Raw genomic sequence first — 22,069 nt, 5'->3', positions numbered from 1 at the left:
TTCTGCCAAACAAAGATAACGTCGATGCCGATCACTGGTTGCATGACCCAAAAGCCTTTGCTAAGGGCCGCCTCCTACCAAGGCACCGGCCCCGCCGGTTTCCCTGTTGATGTGCGGTCGTGGCGGAATTGGTAGACGCGCAACGTTGAGGTCGTTGTGGCCGAAAGGCCGTGGAAGTTCGAGTCTTCTCGACCGCACCATCACTTTCCCGATAGCTGCAGATGATGATGACAGCCCCCTGCGGGCACGCCCCATCCTGCCTGCCCGGCCTTGGTTCTCCAGCCGAATTTTCCTATATCCCACGCGGGGCACCGCGATGATGTGGGACAGACGACCATGGACAAATCCGCCGAAGACCTGATCCCCGACACGGTGGAAGGCGTCTCCAGCTATGACGGCCCGGCCGGCGGCTGGGGCGCCCTGCGTGCAGTGGCCAAGACGGTCGCGGAACAGATGCGCGCCAGCCCCGACACCCGCGCCCTGCTCCAGATGAACCAGCCCGACGGCTTCGACTGCCCCGGCTGCGCCTGGCCCGACCCCAAACACACCTCTTCGTTCGAATTCTGCGAGAATGGCGCCAAGGCCGTCACCTGGGAAGCGACGGTCAAGCGCGTCGATCCCGATTTCTTCGCCCGCCACAGCGTCAGCGAATTGTGGAACTGGACCGACCACAAGCTCGAAGATGCCGGCCGCCTGACCGAGCCGCTGCGCTATGATGCCGCGACCGACCATTTCGTGCCGATCAGCTGGGACGAAGCCTTTGCCCGCGCCGGCGCCGCGCTCCAGGCGCTCGACCATGCCGACCAGGCCGAATTCTACTGCTCGGGCCGCGCGTCGAACGAATCCGCCTTCCTCTATCAGTTGTTCGCCCGCGAGTTCGGCACCAACAATTTCCCCGACTGCTCGAACATGTGTCACGAGGCGACCAGCACCGGCCTCCCCAAGTCGATCGGCATCGGCAAGGGCACGGTGACGCTGGAGGATTTCGACCATGCCGACGCGATCTTCTGCATCGGCCATAATCCGGGCACCAACCATCCCCGCATGCTGAGCACGCTCGCCGCCGCCTCCAAGCGCGGCGTGCCGATCATCGTCGCCAACCCGATGCGCGAACGCGGGCTGGAACGCTTCAAGTCGCCCCAGCATCCCACCGAAATGCTCTCGCCTGGCGCCACCCCACTCGCGTCCGCCTATCATCAGGTGCGGATCGGCGGCGACATGGCGATGCTCAAGGGGATGATGAAGGCGCTGCTGGCGATCGAGGCGCAGCAGCCCGGCACGCTCGACCACGAGTTCATCGCCCAGCATACCGAGGGCTTCGACGCCCTGCGCGCCGATATCGAGGCCACCCAATGGCCGTGGATCGAGCGCCTGTCCGGCCTCACCCGCGAAGCGATCGAGAGCATGACCCATGTCTATGCCAGGGCCGACCGGGTCATCATCTGCTATGGCATGGGCATCACCCAGCATCGCCATGGCACGCAGAATGTGCAGGCGCTCGCCAACCTGCTGCTGCTGCGCGGCAATTTCGGCAAGCCGGGTGCCGGCATCTGCCCGTTGCGCGGCCATAGCAATGTGCAGGGCGACCGCACCGTCGGCATCACCGAACTGCCGACCGAGGCGATGCTGCAACGGCTCGACACCGCCTTTTCCATCCAGTCGCCGCGCAAGCATGGCCATAATGCGGTCGAGGCGCTGGCCGCCATGCACGCTGGCGAATCAAAAGCGCTGATCTCGCTCGGCGGCAATCTCGCCGTCGCCATGCCCGATCCCGACGCCTGTTTCGCCGCCGTGCGCCGGCTCGACCTGTCGGTCAACATCCTCACCAAGTTCAACCGCACCTGCCTGCTGACCGCGCGCGAGACACTGGTCCTGCCCTGCCTTGGCCGCACCGAACTGGATCTGCAGGCCGCCGGCCCGCAATGGGTGACGGTGGAGGACAGCATGTCGATGGTCCATGCCTCGCGCGGCAAGCTGAAGCCCCCCTCGCCCCATGTCCGCTCCGAACCGGCGATCGTCGCGGGTCTGGCCAAGGCCGCCATGCCCGCCAGCCGCACCGACTGGGACGGCATGGTCGCCGATTATGACCGCATCCGCGACGGGATCGAGGCGGTCTATCCCGACTTCCGCGACTTCAACATCCGGGTGCGCGAACCGGGCGGTTTCCGCCTGACCATCGGCCCCAGCGAACGGATCTGGAACACGCCCAGCGGCAAGGCGCAGTTCATCACCCACCCGGCCGCGCCCGACGAGGGCGCGCTGCCGCTGCTGCTCACCACCATCCGCAGCCATGACCAGTATAATACGACCATCTACAGCTATGATGATCGCTATCGCGGCATCCATGGCCGGCGCGACATCATCTTCGCGAACGAGATCGATCTGGCGGAGATGGGCCTGGCCCATGGGGACAAGGTCGATGTGACGACGCCGGCCGGACGCGAACTGCGCGGCTTCACCATCGTCATGCACGCCATCGCGCGCGGTTCGCTCGCGGCTTATTACCCCGAGGCGAACAATCTCGTCCCGCTCGACGATTATGATCCGGCCAGCGGCACCCCCGCCTACAAGTCGATTCCCGTCACGGTGCGCGCCGCCCGATGACCGATGCCGACCGGCCCGTCCGCTTCACCCGGATCACCCCGGACGGCGGCCGCGCGTCCGTCACCCGCGCGGTCGCGGTCGAATGCCCGGTCGCGCTCGAATATAATGGCATCGGCTATGCCGTGCTGATGGCGACCCCGGCCGATCTCGACGATCTCGCCACCGGCTTCGCTTTGTCCGAACGGCTGATCGATAGTGCCGCCGACATCATCGACATCGACATCCATGAAGCGCCCCAGGGCCTGCTACTGCGCATCCGCCTGATCGCCGACCGCCATGACCGCATCCTTGCCCGCGTCCGCCACCGCGTCGCCGAATCCTCCTGTGGCCTGTGCGGTATAGAGAATCTGGAACAGGCGCTGCGCCCGCTGCCGCGCGTCACCGCCGTCACTCAGGCCAGCGACGATGCCCTGTTCCGCGCCCTCGAAGCGCTCGACGCCCGTCAGCCGGGCAATCAGCGCACCGGCGCGCTCCACGCCGCCGCCCTTGCCGCATCCGACGGCACGCTGCGCCTCGCGCGCGAGGATGTCGGCCGTCACAACGCCTTCGACAAGCTGATCGGCGCCATGGCCCGCGCCGGCCTTGGCTGGGATGGCGGCTTCGCCCTCCTCTCCTCGCGCTGCTCCTATGAACTGGTGGAAAAGGCCGCGCTCGCCGCCTGCCCGCTGCTCGTCACCCTCTCCGCCCCCACCAGCCTCGCACTCGATCGCGCCGCAGAATCGGGCCTGCGCCTCATCACCCTCGCCCGGCGCGACGCCATGCTCGAACGGGCGGACGGACCGGCACAGCGCAATTTGGGCACGGCCAAGCAAAACTTGGTTGAGCCAGACACTCTATCTTATAAGTAGAGATTGCCTGAAACGGAGCGGACTGGTCCCCGCCCGGATGACGACATCGGCATCGGACCCGCGGCTTTTGATCGGGATGCAGCTTGCTCCGCGTCACCAACAGCTAAAGCGCACGATGCTCGGGCGACGACGCCAGCTTCGTGTTCCCCCCAACAGAACGGGGAATGAAACGATGTGCCATCCATCTGAAATCTAGGGCCTGACGCCCGCCACGCAGCGCGCTGCTTGTCAGCGCGCCTCCATCCGCCCGTCCTCCGCCGATGCGTCGTGCGGGAAAGGGGGATCGCATGCCCGTGGAAGCTCGCGGCCGACGCGCGTCGCCGCACCCAGCCTATTCCGTGTCGCTGCTCCAGGCGGCCGCCGCGCTCTACGGCCTGAATGCCGTGCGCGACGATGCCCTGCGTCCGCAGCCCACAAGCAGAACAGACAAGAAATTCAGGGAGTAAGCCTCTTCATGTCCCAAGTCCTCGCGCCCAGCCGACCCCGGCACGGCCTGTCCCTCCGTCGCCTGCTGCTCACCGGCGTCGCCATCGGCCTGTTGCCGAGCGCCGCTCATGCTGCCGACGAACCCGCCGCCGCCGCGCCTGCCCCGGCGCCCGAAGCCGCCCTGGATGAAGGCGATTATGGCGCGCCCATCCTGGTCACCGCCCGCCGCCGCGCCGAAAAGGCGCAGGACGTGCCGGTCGCCCTCTCAGTCGTCAGCGGCGATCTGGTCGAACAGCGCGGCGACTATACGCTCGCCGCCGTGCAACAGGTCGCGCCCAGCCTCCAGCTGTTCAGCTTCAACCCCCGCAACACCAACATCAACATCCGCGGCCTCGGCTCCAACGTCGCCCTGACCAATGACGGTCTCGAAAATGGCGTCGGCGTCTATATCGACGATGTCTATTATGGCCGCGTCGGCGCCAGCCAGTTCGATCTGGTCGACCTCGAACGGATCGAGGTGCTGCGCGGGCCGCAGGGCACCTTGTTCGGCAAGAACACCACCGCGGGCGCGATCAACATCACCACCCGCCAGCCGAGCTTCGATTTTGGCGGCCAGGTGGAAGCGACGCTGGGCGATTATGGCTTCCATCAGGTGCGCGGCTCGGTCACCGGTGGCCTCACCGACTGGGCAGCAGTGCGCGTCAGCATTGCCGACACCCATCGCGATGGTTTCCTGACCAATGTCCATAACGGCAAGAAAATTCACGATTACGACAATTTCACCGCGCGCGGCCAGCTGCTGCTGACCCAGGGTGAGGGCTTCAGCCTGCGCCTGATCGGTGACTATGCCAAGCAGACGCTCAATTGCTGCGTCCGCCTGCCCAGCACCGTCTTCACCACCTATGATGACGGCAACACGATCGCGAACAATTTCGCGATCCGCGCCGCCCGCGCCGGTTACACGCCGCTCGCCACCGATCCCTTCGCCCGCAAGGTCGATGTCGACGGCCAGTTCCAGGCGAACATGAATCAGTGGGGTATTTCGGGCAAGGCCGACTGGGATGTCGGCCCGGTCACGCTCAGCTCCATCACCGCTTATCGCGCCTGGAACTGGTATCCGCGCAACGATAGCGACGCCACCTCGCTCTCGGTCAACACGCTCAACCATCAGGAAAATAACCAGCGCCAGTTCAGCCAGGAATTTCGCGTCGCCTCCAATGGCGACACCCGCCTCTCCTATGTGCTGGGCGCCTATTATTTCTGGCAGATCATCAACGGCTCGGGCGCCGCCGGCTATGGCGTGGACGCGCCGCTCTGGCTCTTCCCCAATGCCGATCCGGTGGTCAGCAATGCGGCTGTCAACGGCTTCGTCGCCCGCTCCAGCTCCAATCCGGAAACCAAGAGCGCCGCGCTGTTCGGCCAGGCCAGCTACGCCATCATCCCCGACAGCCTCTCGCTGACGCTCGGCCTGCGCTACACGCACGAGAAGAAGCAGGGCAGCTACAGCCAGTGGTGGGCGGAGGGGAATGATCTTTCCAGCCTGACCGCGGCCCAGCGCACCGCCGCGATCGCGCTGCGCAACAGCCTCAACCCCGTCACCAGTTACTCGACCGGCTTCACCGACAACAGCCTCTCGGGCCTGGCCACCTTGTCCTACAAGGTAACGCCGGACCTGCTGGTCTATGCCACCTATTCGCGCGGCAACAAGTCGGGCGGCCTCAACCTCACCAACATCCCGGCCGGGGTCAGCCCCGATGTCGGCGGCGAGAAGGTCGACAATTACGAAGCCGGCGTGAAGAGCCAGTTCTGGGGCGGCAAGGCAACGCTCAACGCCGCCGCCTTCTGGACCAACATCTTCGATTACCAGACCGCGATCACCGAACAGATTGTCGGCACCAACAGCACCCGCAATTATATCACCAACATTCCCGAGGCGCGCGCGCGCGGCTTCGAGCTGGACGGTGCGCTGGCGCTCAGCCGTTACGTCAATCTGAACGCGTCGCTCGCTTACACCGACGCCTATTATGTCGACTTCAAGAATGGCCCGACCCCGGTCGAGGCGCTGAACCCGACCACCGGCGGCTCGGCCGTGACCGACCTTAGCGGCAAGCCGCTGTCGGGCGTGCCCGAATGGTCGTGGAGCGCGGGCGGCGACTTCGCCATTCCGCTCGGCACCACCAAATGGGGCGACGCGCAATTCTATGGCCGCGCCGACTATAGCTGGCGCTCCTCCTACTACACCGCCGTGTCGGACAGCCGCTACTCGCTGGTGCCCAGCTACGGCGTCGCCAATGCCCGCATCGGCGTGCGGCTGGACGATGGCCTGATCGACCTGTCGCTCTGGGCCAAGAACCTGTTCGACAAGGATTATGTCGACACGCTCTCGGTCGCGAACACCGGCCTCGTCACCGCCACCGTCGGCGATCCCCGCACCATCGGCGTCACCCTGCGCAGCAAATTCTGACCCCCAATCCGGAGGCAAGATCATGGCTACCCTTCCCTACGCAGACTATCTGGATGACCGGAGCATCACCCGGCCGGAACCCGCCCGCGTCGGGGAGGGGGAGCCCTCGCGCCTGCGCCTCACCGGCTTCGCCTCGATCGCGGTGCCGATCGCCGGCGCCGGCCTGCCGCTCGCCCTGTTCGTGCCCCAGCTCTACGCCACCCAGTTCGGCCTCTCGCTCGCGACCATCGGCTTCATCTTCCTGCTGGGCCGCATCTGGGACGTCAGCGCCGATCCGCTGGTCGGCGCGCTCAGCGACCGTACCCGCAGCCGTTTTGGCCGGCGCCGCCCGTGGATCGCGGCCGGCGGCCTGCTGTTCGGCCTGTCCTCGGCGCTGCTCTTCTTCCCGCCCGCCGCGCTGGTGACGCCCGCCTATCTCGGCGCCGCCCTCTTCTTCTTCTACCTCGGCTGGTCGATGATCGAGATACCGGCCTCCGCCTGGGCCGGCGAGCTGTCGCGCCATTATCATGGCCGCACCCGCGTCGTCAGCTATCAGGCGCTGCTGCGCGCCATCGGCCTGCTCGCCGTGCTGGTGCTGCCGACCATCCTCGATCAGGTCGAACCGGGCAATGGCACGCTGAAGCTCCAGCTGGTCGGCGGCTTCATCATCGCCACCCTGATCCCCAGCCTCGCCCTCACCCTCTTTTCCGTGCCCGAACCGCCGGTGCCCGCCACCCCGCCGGTCCGCCAGAGCTTCTGGCGCGCCACCAGCGTCATCTTCTCCGACCGGCTGCTGCTGCGCGTCCTCGCCTCCGACGCGGTGGTCACCGCCGGCCAGTCGATCCGCGCCAGCCTGATCGTCTTCTTCGCCGTCTGGTATATGGGCCTGCCCGCCTGGGCGAGCGGCCTCTATCTGCTCCAGTTCATCTTCGGCGTCGCCGCCGCACCGATCTGGCTGCGCATCGGCACCCGCATCGGCAAGCGCCAGGCGGCGATCAGCGGCGAAATCGCCCAGGCGGCGATCAATATCGGCCTGCTCTTCGTCTTCCCCGGCGGCCTGCCGCTGCTGCTCGCCCTCACCATTGCCCAGGGGCTGACCCAGGGCTCGGGCAACCTCATGCTGCGCGCCATGGTCGCCGATGTGGCCGACGCCCATCGACTGCGCACCGGCCATGACCGCACCGGCCTCTTCTTCTCGGTCTTCGCCCTCTCGGCCAAGCTCGGCCCGGCGATCGGCATCGGCATTGCCCTGCCGCTCATCGCCTGGCTCGGTTTTGCCGCCGGCCCGCACAACAGCCCGGCCGCGCTCGAAGGACTGAAGACCGTCTTCGCCCTCGGCCCGGCCCTGGCCCACATCATCGCCACCCTCATCATCTGGCGCTTCCCGCTCGACGAAGCCGCCCATGCCGAAATCCGCCGCGCCCTCGACCAGCGCGACGCGATCCCCGCCTGACCGTCCACGCATAAATTCAAGGAGACCTGCCATGACCATCCTGACCCAGAGCTTCCTCAACGCCGCCGATGCCGACGGTCCGCTCGATATCGTTCCCGTCGCCGGCCGCATCGGCGCGGAGATTCGCGGCGTTGCGCTGGGCGGCGACCTTGACGACGCCACCATCGCCGCGATCCGCGCCGCCCTCGTCCGCCACAAGGTGATCTTCTTCCGCGCCCAGCATCATCTCGACGATGCCGGCCAGGAAGCCTTTGCCGAACGGTTCGGCAAGCCCGTCGCCCACCCGACCGTCCCGGTCGTGCCCGGCTCCAAATATCTGCTGGAACTGGATTCGAAGGAAGGCCGCGCAGCATCGAGCTGGCACACCGACGTCACCTTCGTCCCCGCCTATCCCGAATCCTCAATCCTGCGCGCCATCGTCATCCCGCAGGCGGGCGGCGACACGCTCTGGGCCAATACGGCGGCCGCCTATGAGGAACTGCCCGAACCGCTGCGCCAGCTCGCCAACAGCCTGTGGGCGGTCCATTCCAACCTCTATGACTATGCCTCGGTCGTCACCAATGCGAACGAGGAAGCGGTGAAGCGCTATCGCGAAGTCTTCGCCTCGACCGTCTATGAAACCGAACATCCGCTGGTCCATGTCCATCCCGAAAGCGGCGAGCGCTCGCTGATCCTGGGCCATTTCTTCAAGCAATTCGTCGGCCTCAGCCAGGCCGACAGCCAGCGCCTGTTCGCCACCTTCCAGGATGCCGTGACCCGGCCGGAAAATACCGTGCGCTGGCGCTGGCAGCCGGGCGACGTCGCCATCTGGGACAATCGCGCCACCCAGCATCGCGCCATCGCCGATTTCGGCACCCAGCATCGCCAGCTGCGCCGCGCCACCATCGCCGGCACCGTCCCCGTCTCGATCGACGGCCGCAACAGCCGCATCATCAAGAAGGAAGATGGCAAGATTGCCGAAGCCGCCTGAGCAGGGCTTGCTCACCCCCTTACCCTGACCCTGACCTTCGGCACACTGGGCCGCGTTCCTTTCGGACGCGGCCCCTTTTCACGGAAGACCCCATGAAGCTCCGCACTGTCCTTGCCAGCCTGGCGCTGGCCACCGCCCTCACCACGCCCGCGGCGGCGCAGGAAAAGCGTCCCAATTTCCTGGTGATCGTCGCCGACGACCTGGGCTATTCCGATCTCGGCGCCTTTGGCAGCGAGATATCCACACCCAATCTCGACCGGCTCGCTTTGTCGGGCGTGCGCCTCACCGGCTTCCACACCGCGCCGACCTGCTCGCCGACCCGCTCGATGCTGTTGTCGGGCACCGATAATCATCGCGCCGGCCTTGGCACCATGGCGGAAATGCAGGCCCCCAATCAGGTCGGCAAGCCCGGTCATGAAGGCTATCTGCGCACCGACATCGCCGCCCTGCCCGAAGTCCTGACCGCCGGCGGCTATCGCACCCTCTTTTCGGGCAAATGGCATCTCGGCCTCACGCCCGAGCAGGATCCCCATGCCCGCGGGTTCCAGCACAGCTTCGCGCTGCTGCAGGGGGCGGGCAATCATTATGGCACCGACATTTCGGCCACGCCCAAGCCCGGCTTCACGACCTATCGCGAGGATGGCCGCACGCTCGACAGCCTGCCACGCGATTATTATTCCTCCGACGCCTTCACCACCAAGCTGATCGACCAGATCAAGACGACGAAGGACGACAAGCCCTTCTTCGCCTATCTCGCCTTCACCGCACCGCACTGGCCGCTACAGGCCCCGGCCGAAACCATCGCCAAATATAAGGGCCGCTATGAGGCGGGCTATGAAGCGCTGCGCGCCGAGCGGCTGAAGAAGCAAATCGCCCTCGGCCTGGTCCCGGCCAGCGCCGCCCAGCACCCCCTCGAAAACAGCAAGCCCTGGGCAGAGCTGACCCCGGACGAGAAGAAGACCGCGTCGCGCACGATGGAAATCTATGCCGCGATGGTCGACCGGCTCGACCAGAATGTCGGCCGGGTGATCGATGCGCTCAAGGCCAGCGGGGAGTATGACAATACCGTCATCCTCTTCCTCGCCGACAATGGCGCCGAGGGGATGGACCTGGTCCATGCCAGGAATCCCCGCTTCCGCGCCCGCGCCGAGGCGGCCGACAACAGCTATGACAATCTCGGCAAGGACAGCAGCTATATCAGCTATGGCCCCGGCTGGGCGCAGGCGGCAACCACCCCCTCCTGGCTCTACAAGGCGTTCGCGACCGAGGGTGGCACCCGCACCACCGCCTTCCTCTCCGGACCAGCGGTAAAGAAGCCCGGCAGCATCGCCCATGACTATCTCAATGTCATGGACGTCGCCCCCACCCTGATCGACCTCGCCGGCATCGCCCCGCCCAAGGGCACGTTCCAGGGCCGCACCATCCAGCCGATCCGCGGCACCAGCTGGGCGCCCTGGCTCGCCGGCACGGCGCAGACGGTGCATCCCGCCAGCGAAGCGATCGGCACCGAATTGTTCGGCTCGCGCGCATTGCGTCAGGGCGACTGGAAGATCACCGATGCCGGCGATGGCCAATGGCATCTGTTCAACATCGCCGCCGATCCGGGCGAAACCACGGACCTGTCCGCCCGCGAACCGGCGCGCCGGGCGGCGCTGGAAAAGGCGTGGGATGCCTATGCCAGCGATGTCGGCGTCGTCCTGCCCAACCCGCGCATCATGGTGGAATAACCCGCGCATCAGGGGAATGGCGCACCCATCCCCCTCTTCTCCATCGCATTTTCCCCTTGCTCCGGCGGCGATCCCATGCACAAAGCTTGCCAATTGCCGCGGGCGGACCCATGTCCGCCGCACCCCGATTTGGCGGCACAAGGATTGAAGTGATGGACGATGTGACGATCCAGGACAGGGCCGCCTCCGCGCGACCGCTCGCTCCGCAGGAAGTGGGCGAGGGCCTGTCCGTCATCTCGATCGCGAAAAGCTATGACAAGCGCGTCGTCCTGTCCGACGTGTCGCTGACCGTGGGCAAGGGCGAGGTCGTCGGCCTGCTCGGCCCCAATGGCGCGGGCAAGACGACCTGCTTCTATTCGGTCATGGGCCTCGTCCGTCCCGATCAGGGCCGCATCATCCTCGACGGCCAGGATATTACCGGCCTGCCCATGTATCGCCGCGCGATCCTGGGCCTGGGCTATCTGCCGCAGGAAACCTCGATCTTCCGCGGCCTGACGGTCGAACAGAATATCGGCGCCGTGCTGGAAATGGCCGAACCCAACAAGGCCGCCCGTGCCGAGAAGCTGGAACAGCTGCTCGACGAATTCGGCCTGACCCGTTTGCGCGATTCCGCCGCCATGGCGCTGTCGGGTGGTGAACGGCGTCGCTGCGAAATCGCCCGCGCGCTGGCCGCCGATCCCTCGATCGTGCTGCTGGACGAGCCCTTCGCCGGCATCGATCCGCTGTCGATCGCCGACATTCGCGACCTGGTGAAGCAGCTCAAGACGCGCGGCATCGGCGTCCTCATCACCGACCATAATGTGCGTGAGACGCTGGAAATCGTCGACCGCGCCTGCATCATCTACAGCGGCCAGGTGCTGTTCGCCGGCAGCCCGACCGAACTGGTCGCCCATCCCGATGTTCGCCGCCTCTATCTGGGCGAGAATTTCCAGCTCTGACATGATCGGCCGGCGCCCCCTCGCTGATGCAGGACGGCCCGGCTGATGGCGCTCGGGCCACGCCTCGACATCCGCCAGAGCCAGTCTCTGGTGATGACGCCGCAGCTCCAGCAGGCGATCAAGCTGCTGGCGCTGTCCAATCTGGAGATCGAGGCGTTCGTCGCGGGCGAACTGGAAAAGAACCCGCTGCTCGAACAGGGTGCCGCCGATGACGGCGGCCGGGACGGCAGCGGCGTCGACCGCGAGGTGGAGGCGCCGACCCTGGCCGCAGAAACCGGCGCCAGCGACGATCTGATCGCCCAGGGCCTGGGCGGCGCCGACAGTCCGCTCGACGTCGATCATGGCGCGGAAACCTTCATCGACGATGGCCCGGCCGACCGCATGGCCGCGGGCAGCGGCTCAGGCTCGCTCGACATGCTCGGCGGCGGCAGCGGTTCGGGCGAAGCGGTCGATTTCGACAGTTTCGCCAATGCTGCGCCCAGCCTGCAGGAACATCTGATGGACCAGGCCCGCAGTACGCTGTCGGGCATGGACCTGCTGATCGCCACCCAGTTGATCGGCCAGATCAGCGAGGCGGGCTATCTGGAGGCCAATCTGCTCCAGACCGCCCATGGCCTGGGCGTGCCGCTCTTCACGGTCGAGGCCGTGCTCGAAGTTATCCACAGCTTCGATCCCACCGGCGTGGGCGCCCGCTCGCTCGCCGAATGCCTCGCCCTTCAGGCGAAGGAGGCGAACCGCTACGATCCCTGCATCCAGCGGCTGCTCGCCAATCTCGACCTGCTGGCCAAGGGCGCCCTGCCCCAGCTGCGCCGCATCTGCGGCGTGGATGAGGAGGATCTCGCCGACATGATCCGCGAACTGCGCGGCTATGATCCCAAGCCCGGCCTGCGCTTCGCCAGCGACAGCGCGACGCCGGTCACGCCCGACCTGTTCGTCAGCCGCACCCGCGAGGGATGGGGCATAGAGGTCAACAGCGCCACCCTGCCGCGCGTGCTGGTCAATCGCACCTATTATGTCGAACTGGCCGGCGGCCCGCAGGACAAGGCGAGCAAGGCCTGGCTGGCCGACTGCCTCGCCAGCGCCAACTGGCTGGTAAAGGCGCTCGACCAGCGGCAGAAGACGATCATCAAGGTGGCGAGCGAGATCGTCCGCCAGCAGGAGGATTTCTTCCGCAACGGCGTCGCCTATTTGAAGCCCCTGACCCTGCGCGCGGTCGCCGACGCGATCGAGATGCATGAATCGACCGTCAGCCGCGTCACCTCGAACAAATATCTCTCCTGCCCGCGCGGCCTCTATGAACTCAAATATTTCTTCACCAGCGGCGTCGCGGCGGCGGATGGCGACGGCGCCGTCTCGGCCGAGGCGGTGAAGAGCCATATCAAGGCACTGATCGGCGCGGAGGAGGCCCATGCCATCCTCTCCGACGATACATTGGTGGACCTGCTGCGCGCCAAGGGCATGGACATCGCCCGCCGCACCGTCGCCAAATATCGCGAATCCATGGGCATCGGCTCCTCGGTCCAGCGCCGCCGGCAAAAGGCGCTCAAGGGCAAGGCCGCCTGAACCTGTCCTACAGCGGGCCTTTCCCCTATCATCGGCGCTGCCATCCCCTGACTTTCCGATAGGATCAGGCCAGCGCAAGATAATGTCACGATGTGCGGGAAATATGCGAAGTTAAGCGCCGCAAATCCTATTTCGCTGCCTTGACCCCGGCCGCCGCGGCGGCAAAAGCGGCGGCGTAAATCACCAGACCAAGGATCGCCCGCCGCCATGTCCGTCGCCTATCTCAACGGCCAGTTTCTGCCGCTCGAAGACGTCCGCATCTCCCCGCTCGATCGCGGCTTCCTGTTCGCCGACGGCATTTATGAAGTGGCGGCCGTGATCGATGGCCGGCTGGTCGACAGCGCCAGCCATCTCGCCCGGCTGGAACGTTCCTGCACCGAAATCGGCATCACCCTGCCGCTGACCCTGGACGAGATCGAGGCGGCGCAGAAGGCGCTGGTCGCCCATAACGGCCTTGGCGAAGGACTGGTCTATCTCCAGATCACCCGCGGCGCCGATGTCACCCGCGACTTCATCCCGCCGGCCGGGCTGCAGCCGACCCTGTTCATGTTCGTCCAGGACAAGACCTTCCTCGATGTGCCCGCCGCCAGGACCGGCGTCGCGGTCGCCACCATGGCCGACCTGCGCTGGGCGCGGCGCGACATCAAGAGCGTGGGCCTGCTCGCCCAGGCGATGGCCAAGATGGCGGCCAAGGAAGCCGGCGCGCAGGAAGCCTGGATGATCGAGGACGGCTTCATCACCGAAGGCGCCTCCTCCACCGCCTTCATCGTCACCGACGAAGGCATCGTCACCCGCCCCTACAGCCAGTCGGTGCTGGCCGGTTGCACCGGCGCGGCGCTGACGGCCCTTGCGGAAGAAAGCGGCATCGCCGTCATCCGCCGCCCCTTCACCCTCGCCGAAGCGCTCGCTGCCAAGGAAGCCTTCATGACCAGCGCCTCGACCTTCTGCCTCTCGATCGTCAGGATCGACGGCCAGCCAGTCGGTGACGGCACCCCCGGCCCGGTCGCGACCCGGCTGCGCGAACTCTATATCGACTTTGCCCGCCGCACCGCGGTCTGACCTGCGACGAAATGACTCCATTTCGGATCGAATAGGCAGAACAGGGCGCCCGCATCAGCCGGCGCCCTTTTCGTTTCCGCACTCCGCCCGATATCGTGGTCGCGTGACGGCCATCACGACAGCCCCGTGCATTTGCGCCATTATGGAGTCAGCGCCGGCTGCGCCCGGTGGGCAAGCGGCTAAGCTGCGGAACATAACAGGCACGGGAGATTGCGTGGTGATGGCCGATCCCTTCTCGACCGATCATGATAGCCCCTATGCCGCGCCGGATGACCGGCGCGGGCTGCTGATCGTTGCCGATGACGAGTGGTTCGACGATGCCGCCATGCTGGCCGATGCCGCCGGCCTGCGCCTGCTCGGCACCGTGCCGCTCGGCCAGGCCGCCGCCCGGCTCGACATGCAGGTGGGCTGCGACGTCGTGCTGCTGCTCTGCCACCAGCCTGATCCGTTGCTCGAACGGCTGATCGTCCAGGTCGAGACGATCGCGATTCAGAATCGCATGGCGGTCGTCCTGCTCGCCGGGATCGAGACGCTCGACATGGCCTATGCCTGCATGCGCAGCCCGCAGACCCAGTTGCTGTGCAGTCCCGACAATGGCGACATCGCCGCCGCCCTGCTCGTCGCCGCGCACAGCGATGCCCTGCCCCATAATCTGCATGACGCCACCCATGAAAGCGACGGCAATCGGCTGCAGCGGCTGAGCGAGGAAGTCAGCCGTCTCGCCCGCACGATCGAGGCCCTGACCGATCGGCCGCGCCCGACGCTCCCCGCGTTCGACATGCCCGCCCGCATCGCCGATCGCCAGGGCGGCTATACCGCCATGCCGGCCATGGCCGCGATCGGTGCGGCCACCAGGCCGGAAACCGACTCCGTCACCGCCGCGCAGGTCCGCGACATGCTCCGCGCCCTCCGGCTGCGCGCCGATTTCCTGCCGGGCGACCTGTTCGCCGATCCGGCCTGGGACATGATGCTCGACCTGCTCGCCGCCCGGCTGGAACAGGCCCATGTCTCGGTCTCCAGCCTCTGCATCGCCTCCGCCGTGCCGCCGACCACGGCGCTGCGCTGGATTCGGACATTGACGGACAAGGCCCTGGTCGAGCGCCGCGCCGATCCGCATGACGGCCGCCGCATCTTCATCGCGCTCGCCGACGACGCGGCTGACCAGTTGATCCGCTGGTTCGGCGCCAGCCATCGCTATCGCGCGCACTGATCTGCCCCATCGGATAAAGGCCGCTTGACCCGCGCCCAAAAAAATCTAGAAGCGCCCGCACCCCATGGGGGCGATTAGCTCAGTTGGTAGAGCGTCTCGTTTACACCGAGAATGTCGGCGGTTCGAGCCCGTCATCGCCCACCAGTTTTGCGGCCTTTAGAGCCCGTCCGGGGGACGGGCGGCCGAAAAACTCCCGAGCGACAGCGAGGGCTTGCCGACCCTCGCAAACCAGCCCCGATCCGCACCCGTAACATTCATCCTGCAGCAAGCATGATTGCGGCATCCTCGCCACCATGCCGATCAGCTTCTTCCTTGGCGGCTCCGTCGCGCCGATATTGCTGATGCTGTCGCCCTTCGCGGTGATGGCGGTTGGCAATTGCGCCGACTGGCAAGCCAAGGCCCCAAGCGCAAGGATCGCGGCAAAGCCCCCCGCCGACGCCGGCTGCACCCAGCCCCGCTACCCGCTGATGTAATCGCGCGCTGCCAGATATTGCGGCGCCGCGTCACCGCTGCTAATTCCGCCTCCCATGATCCAGCCGCCCGAAATCATCCGAGTCACCAAGTCCCGCGTCTCCTGCGACGGTTCGGGTGACATTCCCGCCGCCCTTGGCCATCCGCGCGTCTTCCTGGAAATCGACGAGCATGGCTATGTCGATTGCGGCTATTGCGATCGCCGCTTCGTGCTGATCGGCGGCGTCGCCGACAATGCCGAGATCGGCAACAAGCCGGACATCGCCTCGGGCGCCAGTCTCTAAGGCACCCTCTAAAATTTCCATTGGGCATCCGTCATGCCGCGCCTATATCGGGCGGCATGACCGATCTCGCTTCGCAATTCACTGATGCCCGCGGCCTGCTCTATCGTCCGGGCCTGCTCGATCCCGATGGCGCGCGCCGCCTGACCGCCGATGCGCTCAGGGCCTGCGACGATGGCGAGCTGTACCTCCAATATCGCGCCAGCGAGAGCTTCGGCTTTGACGACGGCCGGCTCAAGACCGCCGATTATTCGACCGATGCGGGCTTCGGCCTGCGCGGCGTGTCGGGCGAGATGACCGGCTTTGCCCATGCCAACGACCTCAGCGAAGCGGCAATCGCCAAGGCGGCGCAGACGCTGACCCTGCTCGATCCGGCCAAGGGCCAGCCCGCCCCGCCGCCCCAGCGCACCAATCGCCACCTCTATACCGACGCCAATCCGCTGGAACTGGTGCCCTTCGCCGAGAAGGTGACCCTGTGCGCCGCGATCGACGCAGCCGCCCGTGCCCGTGACCCGCGCGTCGCCCAGGTTTCGGTCAGCCTGGCCGGTAGCTGGTCGGTGATCGAGATCGTCCGCGCCGACGGCTTCACCGCCAGCGACATCCGCCCGCTCGTCCGCCTCAACGTCTCGGTCATCCTGGAGGAAAATGGCCGGCGCGAAACCGGCGTGTTCGGCATTGGCGGCCGCTATCTCTACGATCAGGTGATGGACCCCAAGATCTGGAACCGCGCCATCGACGAGGCGCTGGCCCAGGCGCAGGTCAATCTCCGCTCGGTCGCCGCGCCTGCCGGCGAAATGACCGTGCTGCTCGGCCCCGGCTGGCCGGGCGTACTGGTCCATGAAGCGATCGGCCATGGCCTGGAAGGCGATTTCAATCGCAAGGGCACCAGCGCCTTTTCCGGCCGCATCGGCCAGCGCGTCGCCGCACCCGGCGTCACCGTGGTCGACGATGGCAGCATCCTCGACCGCCGCGGCTCGCTCTCGATCGATGACGAAGGCACGCCGACCCAGGAAAATATCCTGATCGAGGACGGCATCCTCAAGGGCTATATGCAGGATCGCCTCAACGCCCGGCTGATGGGCGTCTCACCGACCGGCAATGGCCGCCGCGAATCCTACGCCCATGCGCCGATGCCGCGCATGACCAACACCTTCATCAAGGGTGGCCAGGACAATCCGGAAGAACTGCTGTCGCGCGTCAAGTCGGGCATCTTTGCCAAGAGCTTCGGCGGCGGCCAGGTCGACATCGTCTCGGGCAAGTTCGTCTTCTCCTGCACCGAGGCCTATAAGGTCGAAAATGGCAAGATCGGCGATCCGATCAAGGGCGCGACCCTGATCGGCGACGGCCCGACCGCGCTGACCAAGGTGATCGGCATCGGCAATGACTGGGCGCTCGACGAAGGGATCGGCATGTGCGGCAAGGGTGGGCAGAGCGTGCCGGCCGGCGTCGGCCAACCGACCCTGCTGATGGATGGCCTGACCGTCGGCGGCACCGCCGCCTGACCCCATTCCTTCCATGGCGGCGCGGTCACCCGACCCGCCGCCGCCATGGGCCGAGGAACCGGGCGGCGATCGATACGTATTTTGCGTATGAACATGCTGACCGACAGCCATGACGCCGTGACCGCCGACTGGGCGGCGGCCCTGCTCGACTTCTGGTTCAACCAGGTGGGCGAGGAAGGCTGGTACAGCCATGATCCGGCGCTCGACCAGCATTGCATCGACCGCTTCGCCGTCCTGTGGAGCGAGAAGCGGACGCTTCCGCCCGAAAGCTTCCTCGACCGCGCCGACGATGCGCTGGCCGCGGTGCTGCTGTTCGACCAACTGCCCCGCAACATGTTCCGCGGCCAGGCCCAGGCCTTTGCCACCGACCCGATCGCCCGTGAGGTAGCGCGCGGCGCCATCGCGCTGGGCTATGACATCCAGATTGGCGGGGCGGGCCGGCTCTTCTTCTACATGCCGTTCCAGCATAGCGAGGATCTGGCCGATCAGGAGCTGTCGCTCTCCCTGTTCGAAGGGACCGGCGACGCCCGGTCGCTCGATTTCGCCCGCCAGCATCATGCAACCATCGCGCGCTTCGGCCGTTTCCCCCATCGCAACGCTGCCCTTGGTCGCACCACCCTGCCCGCCGAAGCGGCAGCGGTCGCCGAAGGATCGCAATGGTAGGCGGGAACATGCCTATTTTTTAGGCATGGCTGTGCATCTGCACATTTTTTCGGCGGCGCAACAATCTCCCCTAGTGGAAATCCCGCGTTAATGCGTCATTAGCAAATTGGCACGCCTCTTGCTGGTATGTCGCCGCACACCAAATAAGGGGGCGACATGAAACTTGTCATGGCTATCATCAAGCCGTTCAAGCTTGACGATGTCCGCGAGGCTCTTTCCTCGCTTGGCATCGCCGGTATGACGGTCAGCGAAGTGAAGGGCTTTGGTCGCCAGAAGGGCCAGACCGAAATCTATCGCGGCGCCGAATATTCCACCAACATGGTTCCCAAGATCAAGATCGAGGTGGTCTGCGACGACGACCTCGCGCCGCGCGTGGTGGAAGCGACGCAGGCCGCCGCCAATTCGGGCGCGATCGGCGATGGCAAGATCTTCGTCCTCGATGTCGGCCAGGCCGTGCGCATCCGCACCGGCGAGACCGGCGAAACCGCGCTGTAAGAAGGGGGGGAATAATGACCTTTTCGAAGAAACTCTGCGGCGCGCTGGGGGCCACTGGCCTTTCGCTGTTCGCCGCGCTGCCCGCCTGGGCACAGGACGCGGCCGCGCCGGCCGCGACCGTGGACAAGGGCGACGTTGCCTGGATGATGACCTCCACCATCCTCGTTTTCCTGATGATCCTGCCCGGCCTCGCCCTGTTCTACGGCGGTCTTGCCCGCAGCAAGAACATGCTGTCGGTGATGACGCAGATCGGCGCCGCCGCCTGCCTCGCCATGCTGATCTGGGTCATGTACGGCTATTCGATGGCCTTCGGCCCCGACTATACCAGCGGCCTCTCCAACTTCATCTCGACCTTCGACAAGGCGTTCCTGAAGGGCATCACGCCCGCTTCGCAGGCCGCGACCTTCACCGCCGGCGTCGAGATTCCGGAATATGTCTTCGTCTGCTTCCAGATGACCTTCGCCGCGATCACCGTCGCGCTGGTGCTGGGATCGGTGGTCGAACGCATCAAATTCTCGGCTGTGATGGTGTTTGCCGCCGTCTGGCTGACGATCGTCTATTTCCCGATCGCGCACATGGTCTGGGCGGCTTCGGGCTATTTCTTCAAGGCCGGCGCGCTTGATTTCGCAGGTGGCACCGTGGTCCACATCAACGCCGGCGTCTCGGCGCTGGTCGCCGCGATCATCCTGGGCAAGCGTATCGGCTATCCCAAGGAACCGATGGCGCCGCACAGCCTGACGCTGACTGCGGTCGGCACCGGCCTGCTGTGGGCCGGCTGGTTCGGCTTCAACGCCGGTTCGGCGCTGGAAGCCAATGGTTCGGCCGCGCTCGCCATGATCAACACCTTCGTCGCCACCGCATCGGGCGGCCTGTTCTGGATGCTGATCGAACGCGTCAACGGCCACAAGGCGTCGGCCCTGGGCTTCTGCTCGGGCGTCATCGCCGGCCTCGTCGCGGTCACCCCGGCCGCCGGCAACTCGGGTCCGTTCGGTGCGATCGTGCTGGGCGCCATTGCCTCGATCGTCTGCTTCTATGCCGTCACCGTGCTCAAGCCCAAGCTTGGCTATGACGACAGCCTGGACGCCTTCGGCATCCACGGCATCGGCGGCATGATCGGCGCCATCGGCACCGCCATCGTCTACTCGCCGGCCCTCGGCGGTCCCGGCGCGGCGGACTATGAAATCGGCGCCAAGCTGCTCGTCCAGATCGAAGCGGTCGTCGTGACCATCATCTGGGCCTCGATCGGCACCGCCATCGCCATCTTCATCGCCAAGGCCATCACCGGCCTGCGGGTCAGCCAGGAGGTCGAATATGAAGGCCTCGACCTCGGCGAGCATGGCGAACGCGCCTACAACTACTGAGATTGGCAGGGCGGGCCGCCCGACCGGGATACGGCCCGCCCGCCTCACCTTGTTCCTCCTGCGAACATGCCTTGGGGTCGGTACGAAAGTACCGGCCCTATTTTTATCCACAGGGCAGGCAGTCGGTAGAATCGAGAGGGCAGGCAGCAACCATCTCCCGTCATTGCGAGCGTAGCCAAGCAATCCAACATGGCTAGATGGATTGCTTGGCTACGCTCGCAATGACGACGTCGGGCTTCGATCAAGAGCGATCGTTCCTCCCCGACACGGAGAGGCGGCAGGCGCGGAGCGCCTGACGGAGGGGCAAGTGCCTATTAGCGCTGCGCTATCCGACCTGTGCCCCTCCACCACTCGCTACGCGAGCGGTCCCCTTCGGCACAGTCGCGTGCCGCTGCCGAACCGCACCGGGGAGGAATGCCTTTTTCCCAACCCAATCAAACAGCCGGTCGTGTCCACAACCCCACAGCCCGCGCCGTTCCTGCCGGCCAGCGCCGCGCCCGTCCCGGCACCTGTCGGCCCGCGCGGATCACCCAGCCCAGCTTCTCGCGCCCCGGCGTCACCACGCGATGGTCCCAGGCATGCTCGCCCCGCCGCGCGACTTCGCGCGCGATGTCGCCATAGATGCCGGCCGCCGCCAGCACTGCCCAGGCCGCCCGCGCCGGCAGCGCGCCGGTGCCATGGCGCGCACTATCCTCATAGGCCGCCGCCATGTCGGCCAGCCGCTGGCCCAATATCGCCAGCTGCGGCCGCAGCCAGGGCTTCATATGCTCGCCGGGTGGCATGTCCATTTCCACCAGCCATTCGACCGGCAGGTAGCAGCGGTCGGCCAGTTCATCCTCGCTGATGTCGCGGGCGATATTGGCGAGCTGGAAGGCGATGCCCAGGTCGCAGGCGCGGTCGAGCGTCGCCTCATCCTCCGGGTCGACGCCCATCAGCACCGCCATCATGCAGCCCACGGCGCCCGCGACATGATAGCAATAGCGCAGCATGTCCGCCTCGCTGCGCGGCCGCCAGTCGCGCGCATCGAGCGCAAACCCCTCCAGCAGGTCATGGGCATAGCGGTGCGGGATCGCGCATTCGCGCATGACGACGCCAAAGCCGTCAAAGGCCGGGTCGCCGGTCGGCTCGCCGCGCAGCGCCGCATCGGTCAGCACCCGCAGCGTCGACAGCCGCGCCTGCCCGTCGGCGACGCCCTGCATCGTCCCGCCATGGTCCTGCCCGTCGGCGATATCGTCGCATTTGCGGCACCAGGCATAGAGCAGCCAGGCCCGCTCGCGCGTCACCGGGTCGAACAGCTTCGACGCCATGGCAAAGCTCTTCGAGCCCCGCGCAATGCTGTCGCGGGCATGGGCGACCAGGGCGGGGCGATCGAGACTGTCAGAAACCATGGTCGGGACATGCCCTGTCCGGCGGGCAATGTCACCCGACCATGAAGGATCAGATCAGAGCCGCGCGGCCTTCATCGCGAAGATCGTCTCATGCGGCTGATACGCCGCCATCTGGTCCAGCAGCCCTTCGATACTGTCATCATGGATCATGATGCCGGCATGCTGCGGCCGGATGAAGCCGGCTTCCACCATCTGCCGGTTGAAGCCGATCAACTGGTCATAGAAGCCCGCGACATTGAGCAGGCCGACCGGCTTGTTATGATAGCCCAGCTGCGCCCAGCTGATCGCCTCCCACAGCTCGTCCATCGTGCCGACGCCGCCCGGAATCGTGACGAAACCGTCCGACAGGTCGGTGAAGAACTGCTTGCGCTGGTGCATGGTCTCCACCACGTGCAATTCGGTGCAGCCGCGATGCGCGACTTCGGCGCCGACCAGCGCCTCGGGGATCACGCCGATCACCTCGCCGCCCGCTTCCAGCGCCGCATCCGCCACCGCGCCCATCAGGCCCAGCCGCCCGCCGCCATAGACGACGCCGATTCCGCGCTGTGCCAAAGTGCGGCCGACATGGCGTGCCGCGTCGATATAGGTGAGGTCGGCCGGCGTCGCCGAACCACAATAAACAGCCAGTCTTTTCATCATCTTCCAGTCCCGAAGCGCCGCGCGCTCC

Annotated in this window: 19 protein-coding genes and 2 tRNA genes; 19 read left to right on the top strand and 2 right to left on the bottom strand. The window is 66.2% G+C overall.

Features of this window, described 5'->3' with window-relative positions:
* Positions 1-113 precede the first annotated feature (113 nt).
* The 19 genes from ACUCV3_RS17915 to ACUCV3_RS17825 all read left to right on the top strand — a co-directional run bounded on the left by ACUCV3_RS17915 (position 114) and on the right by ACUCV3_RS17825 (position 20,014).
* Positions 114-200 (top strand) — tRNA-Leu (locus ACUCV3_RS17915).
* 136 nt (positions 201-336) lie between these two features.
* On the top strand, positions 337-2,604 hold the full coding sequence (locus ACUCV3_RS17910) for an FdhF/YdeP family oxidoreductase (protein ID WP_279730665.1): 2,268 nt from the start codon (positions 337-339) through the stop codon (positions 2,602-2,604).
* Positions 2,601-3,452 (top strand): formate dehydrogenase accessory sulfurtransferase FdhD, encoded by an 852-nt coding sequence (gene fdhD, locus ACUCV3_RS17905; RefSeq protein ID WP_278983570.1) that lies wholly within the window; start codon positions 2,601-2,603, stop codon positions 3,450-3,452. Before ACUCV3_RS17910 ends, fdhD begins: the two co-directional genes overlap by 4 nt.
* A gap of 287 nt (positions 3,453-3,739) precedes the next feature.
* Positions 3,740-3,898 carry a hypothetical protein gene (locus tag ACUCV3_RS17900; RefSeq protein WP_004209804.1) on the top strand — a complete coding sequence of 53 codons (159 nt, stop codon included), beginning with the start codon at positions 3,740-3,742 and terminating at the stop codon, positions 3,896-3,898.
* Between the two features lie 8 nt (positions 3,899-3,906).
* Complete coding sequence (locus ACUCV3_RS17895; RefSeq protein WP_279730661.1) at positions 3,907-6,342, top strand: TonB-dependent receptor; 2,436 nt, start codon at positions 3,907-3,909, stop codon at positions 6,340-6,342.
* A 22-nt stretch (positions 6,343-6,364) separates the two neighbouring features.
* Complete coding sequence (locus ACUCV3_RS17890; RefSeq protein WP_279730660.1) at positions 6,365-7,774, top strand: MFS transporter; 1,410 nt, start codon at positions 6,365-6,367, stop codon at positions 7,772-7,774.
* Between the two features lie 31 nt (positions 7,775-7,805).
* Positions 7,806-8,744, top strand: a complete 939-nt coding sequence (locus ACUCV3_RS17885) for a TauD/TfdA dioxygenase family protein (RefSeq protein WP_279730658.1) — start codon at positions 7,806-7,808, stop codon at positions 8,742-8,744.
* 92 nt (positions 8,745-8,836) lie between these two features.
* The gene (locus ACUCV3_RS17880) at positions 8,837-10,471 is read left to right on the top strand and encodes an arylsulfatase (protein ID WP_482240943.1); all 1,635 of its coding nucleotides are present in this window, start codon (positions 8,837-8,839) and stop codon (positions 10,469-10,471) included.
* A gap of 152 nt (positions 10,472-10,623) precedes the next feature.
* The gene (lptB, locus tag ACUCV3_RS17875; RefSeq protein WP_010336951.1) at positions 10,624-11,409 is read left to right on the top strand and encodes an LPS export ABC transporter ATP-binding protein; all 786 of its coding nucleotides are present in this window, start codon (positions 10,624-10,626) and stop codon (positions 11,407-11,409) included.
* Positions 11,410-11,454: 45 nt separating this feature from the next.
* Entirely contained in the window at positions 11,455-12,972 is a 1,518-nt protein-coding gene (gene rpoN, locus ACUCV3_RS17870; protein ID WP_279730656.1) for an RNA polymerase factor sigma-54, read from the top strand.
* A 207-nt stretch (positions 12,973-13,179) separates the two neighbouring features.
* On the top strand, positions 13,180-14,031 hold the full coding sequence (locus ACUCV3_RS17865; RefSeq protein WP_037507221.1) for a D-amino-acid transaminase: 852 nt from the start codon (positions 13,180-13,182) through the stop codon (positions 14,029-14,031).
* Positions 14,032-14,251: 220 nt separating this feature from the next.
* On the top strand, positions 14,252-15,241 hold the full coding sequence (locus ACUCV3_RS17860) for a MarR family transcriptional regulator (RefSeq protein WP_482240954.1): 990 nt from the start codon (positions 14,252-14,254) through the stop codon (positions 15,239-15,241).
* Between the two features lie 68 nt (positions 15,242-15,309).
* Positions 15,310-15,385, top strand: a tRNA-Val gene (locus ACUCV3_RS17855).
* A 149-nt stretch (positions 15,386-15,534) separates the two neighbouring features.
* Complete coding sequence (locus tag ACUCV3_RS17850; protein WP_017501515.1) at positions 15,535-15,714, top strand: hypothetical protein; 180 nt, start codon at positions 15,535-15,537, stop codon at positions 15,712-15,714.
* A 54-nt stretch (positions 15,715-15,768) separates the two neighbouring features.
* Positions 15,769-15,996, top strand: a complete 228-nt coding sequence (locus tag ACUCV3_RS17845; RefSeq protein ID WP_279730654.1) for a zinc-finger domain-containing protein — start codon at positions 15,769-15,771, stop codon at positions 15,994-15,996.
* A 56-nt stretch (positions 15,997-16,052) separates the two neighbouring features.
* Complete coding sequence (gene tldD / locus ACUCV3_RS17840) at positions 16,053-17,495, top strand: metalloprotease TldD (RefSeq protein ID WP_279730653.1); 1,443 nt, start codon at positions 16,053-16,055, stop codon at positions 17,493-17,495.
* A gap of 87 nt (positions 17,496-17,582) precedes the next feature.
* A complete protein-coding gene (locus ACUCV3_RS17835) occupies positions 17,583-18,158 on the top strand; it encodes a DUF924 family protein (protein ID WP_010336942.1) in 576 nt (191 codons plus the stop codon).
* A 156-nt stretch (positions 18,159-18,314) separates the two neighbouring features.
* Entirely contained in the window at positions 18,315-18,653 is a 339-nt protein-coding gene (locus ACUCV3_RS17830) for a P-II family nitrogen regulator (protein WP_004209785.1), read from the top strand.
* 14 nt (positions 18,654-18,667) lie between these two features.
* Positions 18,668-20,014, top strand: a complete 1,347-nt coding sequence (locus ACUCV3_RS17825; protein WP_279730646.1) for an ammonium transporter — start codon at positions 18,668-18,670, stop codon at positions 20,012-20,014.
* A 434-nt stretch (positions 20,015-20,448) separates the two neighbouring features.
* On the opposite strand, the gene ACUCV3_RS17820 is transcribed toward ACUCV3_RS17825, so the two are convergent.
* Entirely contained in the window at positions 20,449-21,402 is a 954-nt protein-coding gene (locus ACUCV3_RS17820; RefSeq protein WP_482240942.1) for a phytoene/squalene synthase family protein, read from the bottom strand.
* A 54-nt stretch (positions 21,403-21,456) separates the two neighbouring features.
* On the bottom strand, positions 21,457-22,038 hold the full coding sequence (locus tag ACUCV3_RS17815) for an LOG family protein (RefSeq protein ID WP_278983596.1): 582 nt from the start codon (positions 22,036-22,038) through the stop codon (positions 21,457-21,459).
* Positions 22,039-22,069: the final 31 nt, after the last annotated feature.

This window comes from Sphingobium sp. VMM (assembly GCF_056790315.1).
This window is presented reverse-complemented; position numbering and strand designations above follow the sequence as displayed.

Excerpts from the sequence above, each read along its gene's own strand:
- fdhD (WP_278983570.1), top strand. The coding sequence starts at position 2,601 with ATGACCGATGCCGACCGGCCCGTCCGCTTCACCCGGATCACCCCGGAC.
- ACUCV3_RS17825 (WP_279730646.1), top strand. The coding sequence starts at position 18,668 with ATGACCTTTTCGAAGAAACTCTGCGGCGCGCTGGGGGCCACTGGCCTT.
- ACUCV3_RS17835 (WP_010336942.1), top strand. The coding sequence starts at position 17,583 with ATGAACATGCTGACCGACAGCCATGACGCCGTGACCGCCGACTGGGCG.
- ACUCV3_RS17910 (WP_279730665.1), top strand. The coding sequence starts at position 337 with ATGGACAAATCCGCCGAAGACCTGATCCCCGACACGGTGGAAGGCGTC.
- ACUCV3_RS17880 (WP_482240943.1), top strand. The coding sequence starts at position 8,837 with ATGAAGCTCCGCACTGTCCTTGCCAGCCTGGCGCTGGCCACCGCCCTC.
- ACUCV3_RS17900 (WP_004209804.1), top strand. The coding sequence starts at position 3,740 with ATGCCCGTGGAAGCTCGCGGCCGACGCGCGTCGCCGCACCCAGCCTAT.
- rpoN (WP_279730656.1), top strand. The coding sequence starts at position 11,455 with ATGGCGCTCGGGCCACGCCTCGACATCCGCCAGAGCCAGTCTCTGGTG.
- ACUCV3_RS17890 (WP_279730660.1), top strand. The coding sequence starts at position 6,365 with ATGGCTACCCTTCCCTACGCAGACTATCTGGATGACCGGAGCATCACC.
- ACUCV3_RS17865 (WP_037507221.1), top strand. The coding sequence starts at position 13,180 with ATGTCCGTCGCCTATCTCAACGGCCAGTTTCTGCCGCTCGAAGACGTC.
- tldD (WP_279730653.1), top strand. The coding sequence starts at position 16,053 with ATGACCGATCTCGCTTCGCAATTCACTGATGCCCGCGGCCTGCTCTAT.
- ACUCV3_RS17815 (WP_278983596.1), bottom strand. The coding sequence starts at position 22,038 with ATGAAAAGACTGGCTGTTTATTGTGGTTCGGCGACGCCGGCCGACCTC.
- ACUCV3_RS17885 (WP_279730658.1), top strand. The coding sequence starts at position 7,806 with ATGACCATCCTGACCCAGAGCTTCCTCAACGCCGCCGATGCCGACGGT.
- ACUCV3_RS17830 (WP_004209785.1), top strand. The coding sequence starts at position 18,315 with ATGAAACTTGTCATGGCTATCATCAAGCCGTTCAAGCTTGACGATGTC.
- ACUCV3_RS17820 (WP_482240942.1), bottom strand. The coding sequence starts at position 21,402 with ATGGTTTCTGACAGTCTCGATCGCCCCGCCCTGGTCGCCCATGCCCGC.
- ACUCV3_RS17895 (WP_279730661.1), top strand. The coding sequence starts at position 3,907 with ATGTCCCAAGTCCTCGCGCCCAGCCGACCCCGGCACGGCCTGTCCCTC.
- lptB (WP_010336951.1), top strand. The coding sequence starts at position 10,624 with ATGGACGATGTGACGATCCAGGACAGGGCCGCCTCCGCGCGACCGCTC.
- ACUCV3_RS17850 (WP_017501515.1), top strand. The coding sequence starts at position 15,535 with ATGCCGATCAGCTTCTTCCTTGGCGGCTCCGTCGCGCCGATATTGCTG.
- ACUCV3_RS17845 (WP_279730654.1), top strand. The coding sequence starts at position 15,769 with ATGATCCAGCCGCCCGAAATCATCCGAGTCACCAAGTCCCGCGTCTCC.
- ACUCV3_RS17860 (WP_482240954.1), top strand. The coding sequence starts at position 14,252 with ATGGCCGATCCCTTCTCGACCGATCATGATAGCCCCTATGCCGCGCCG.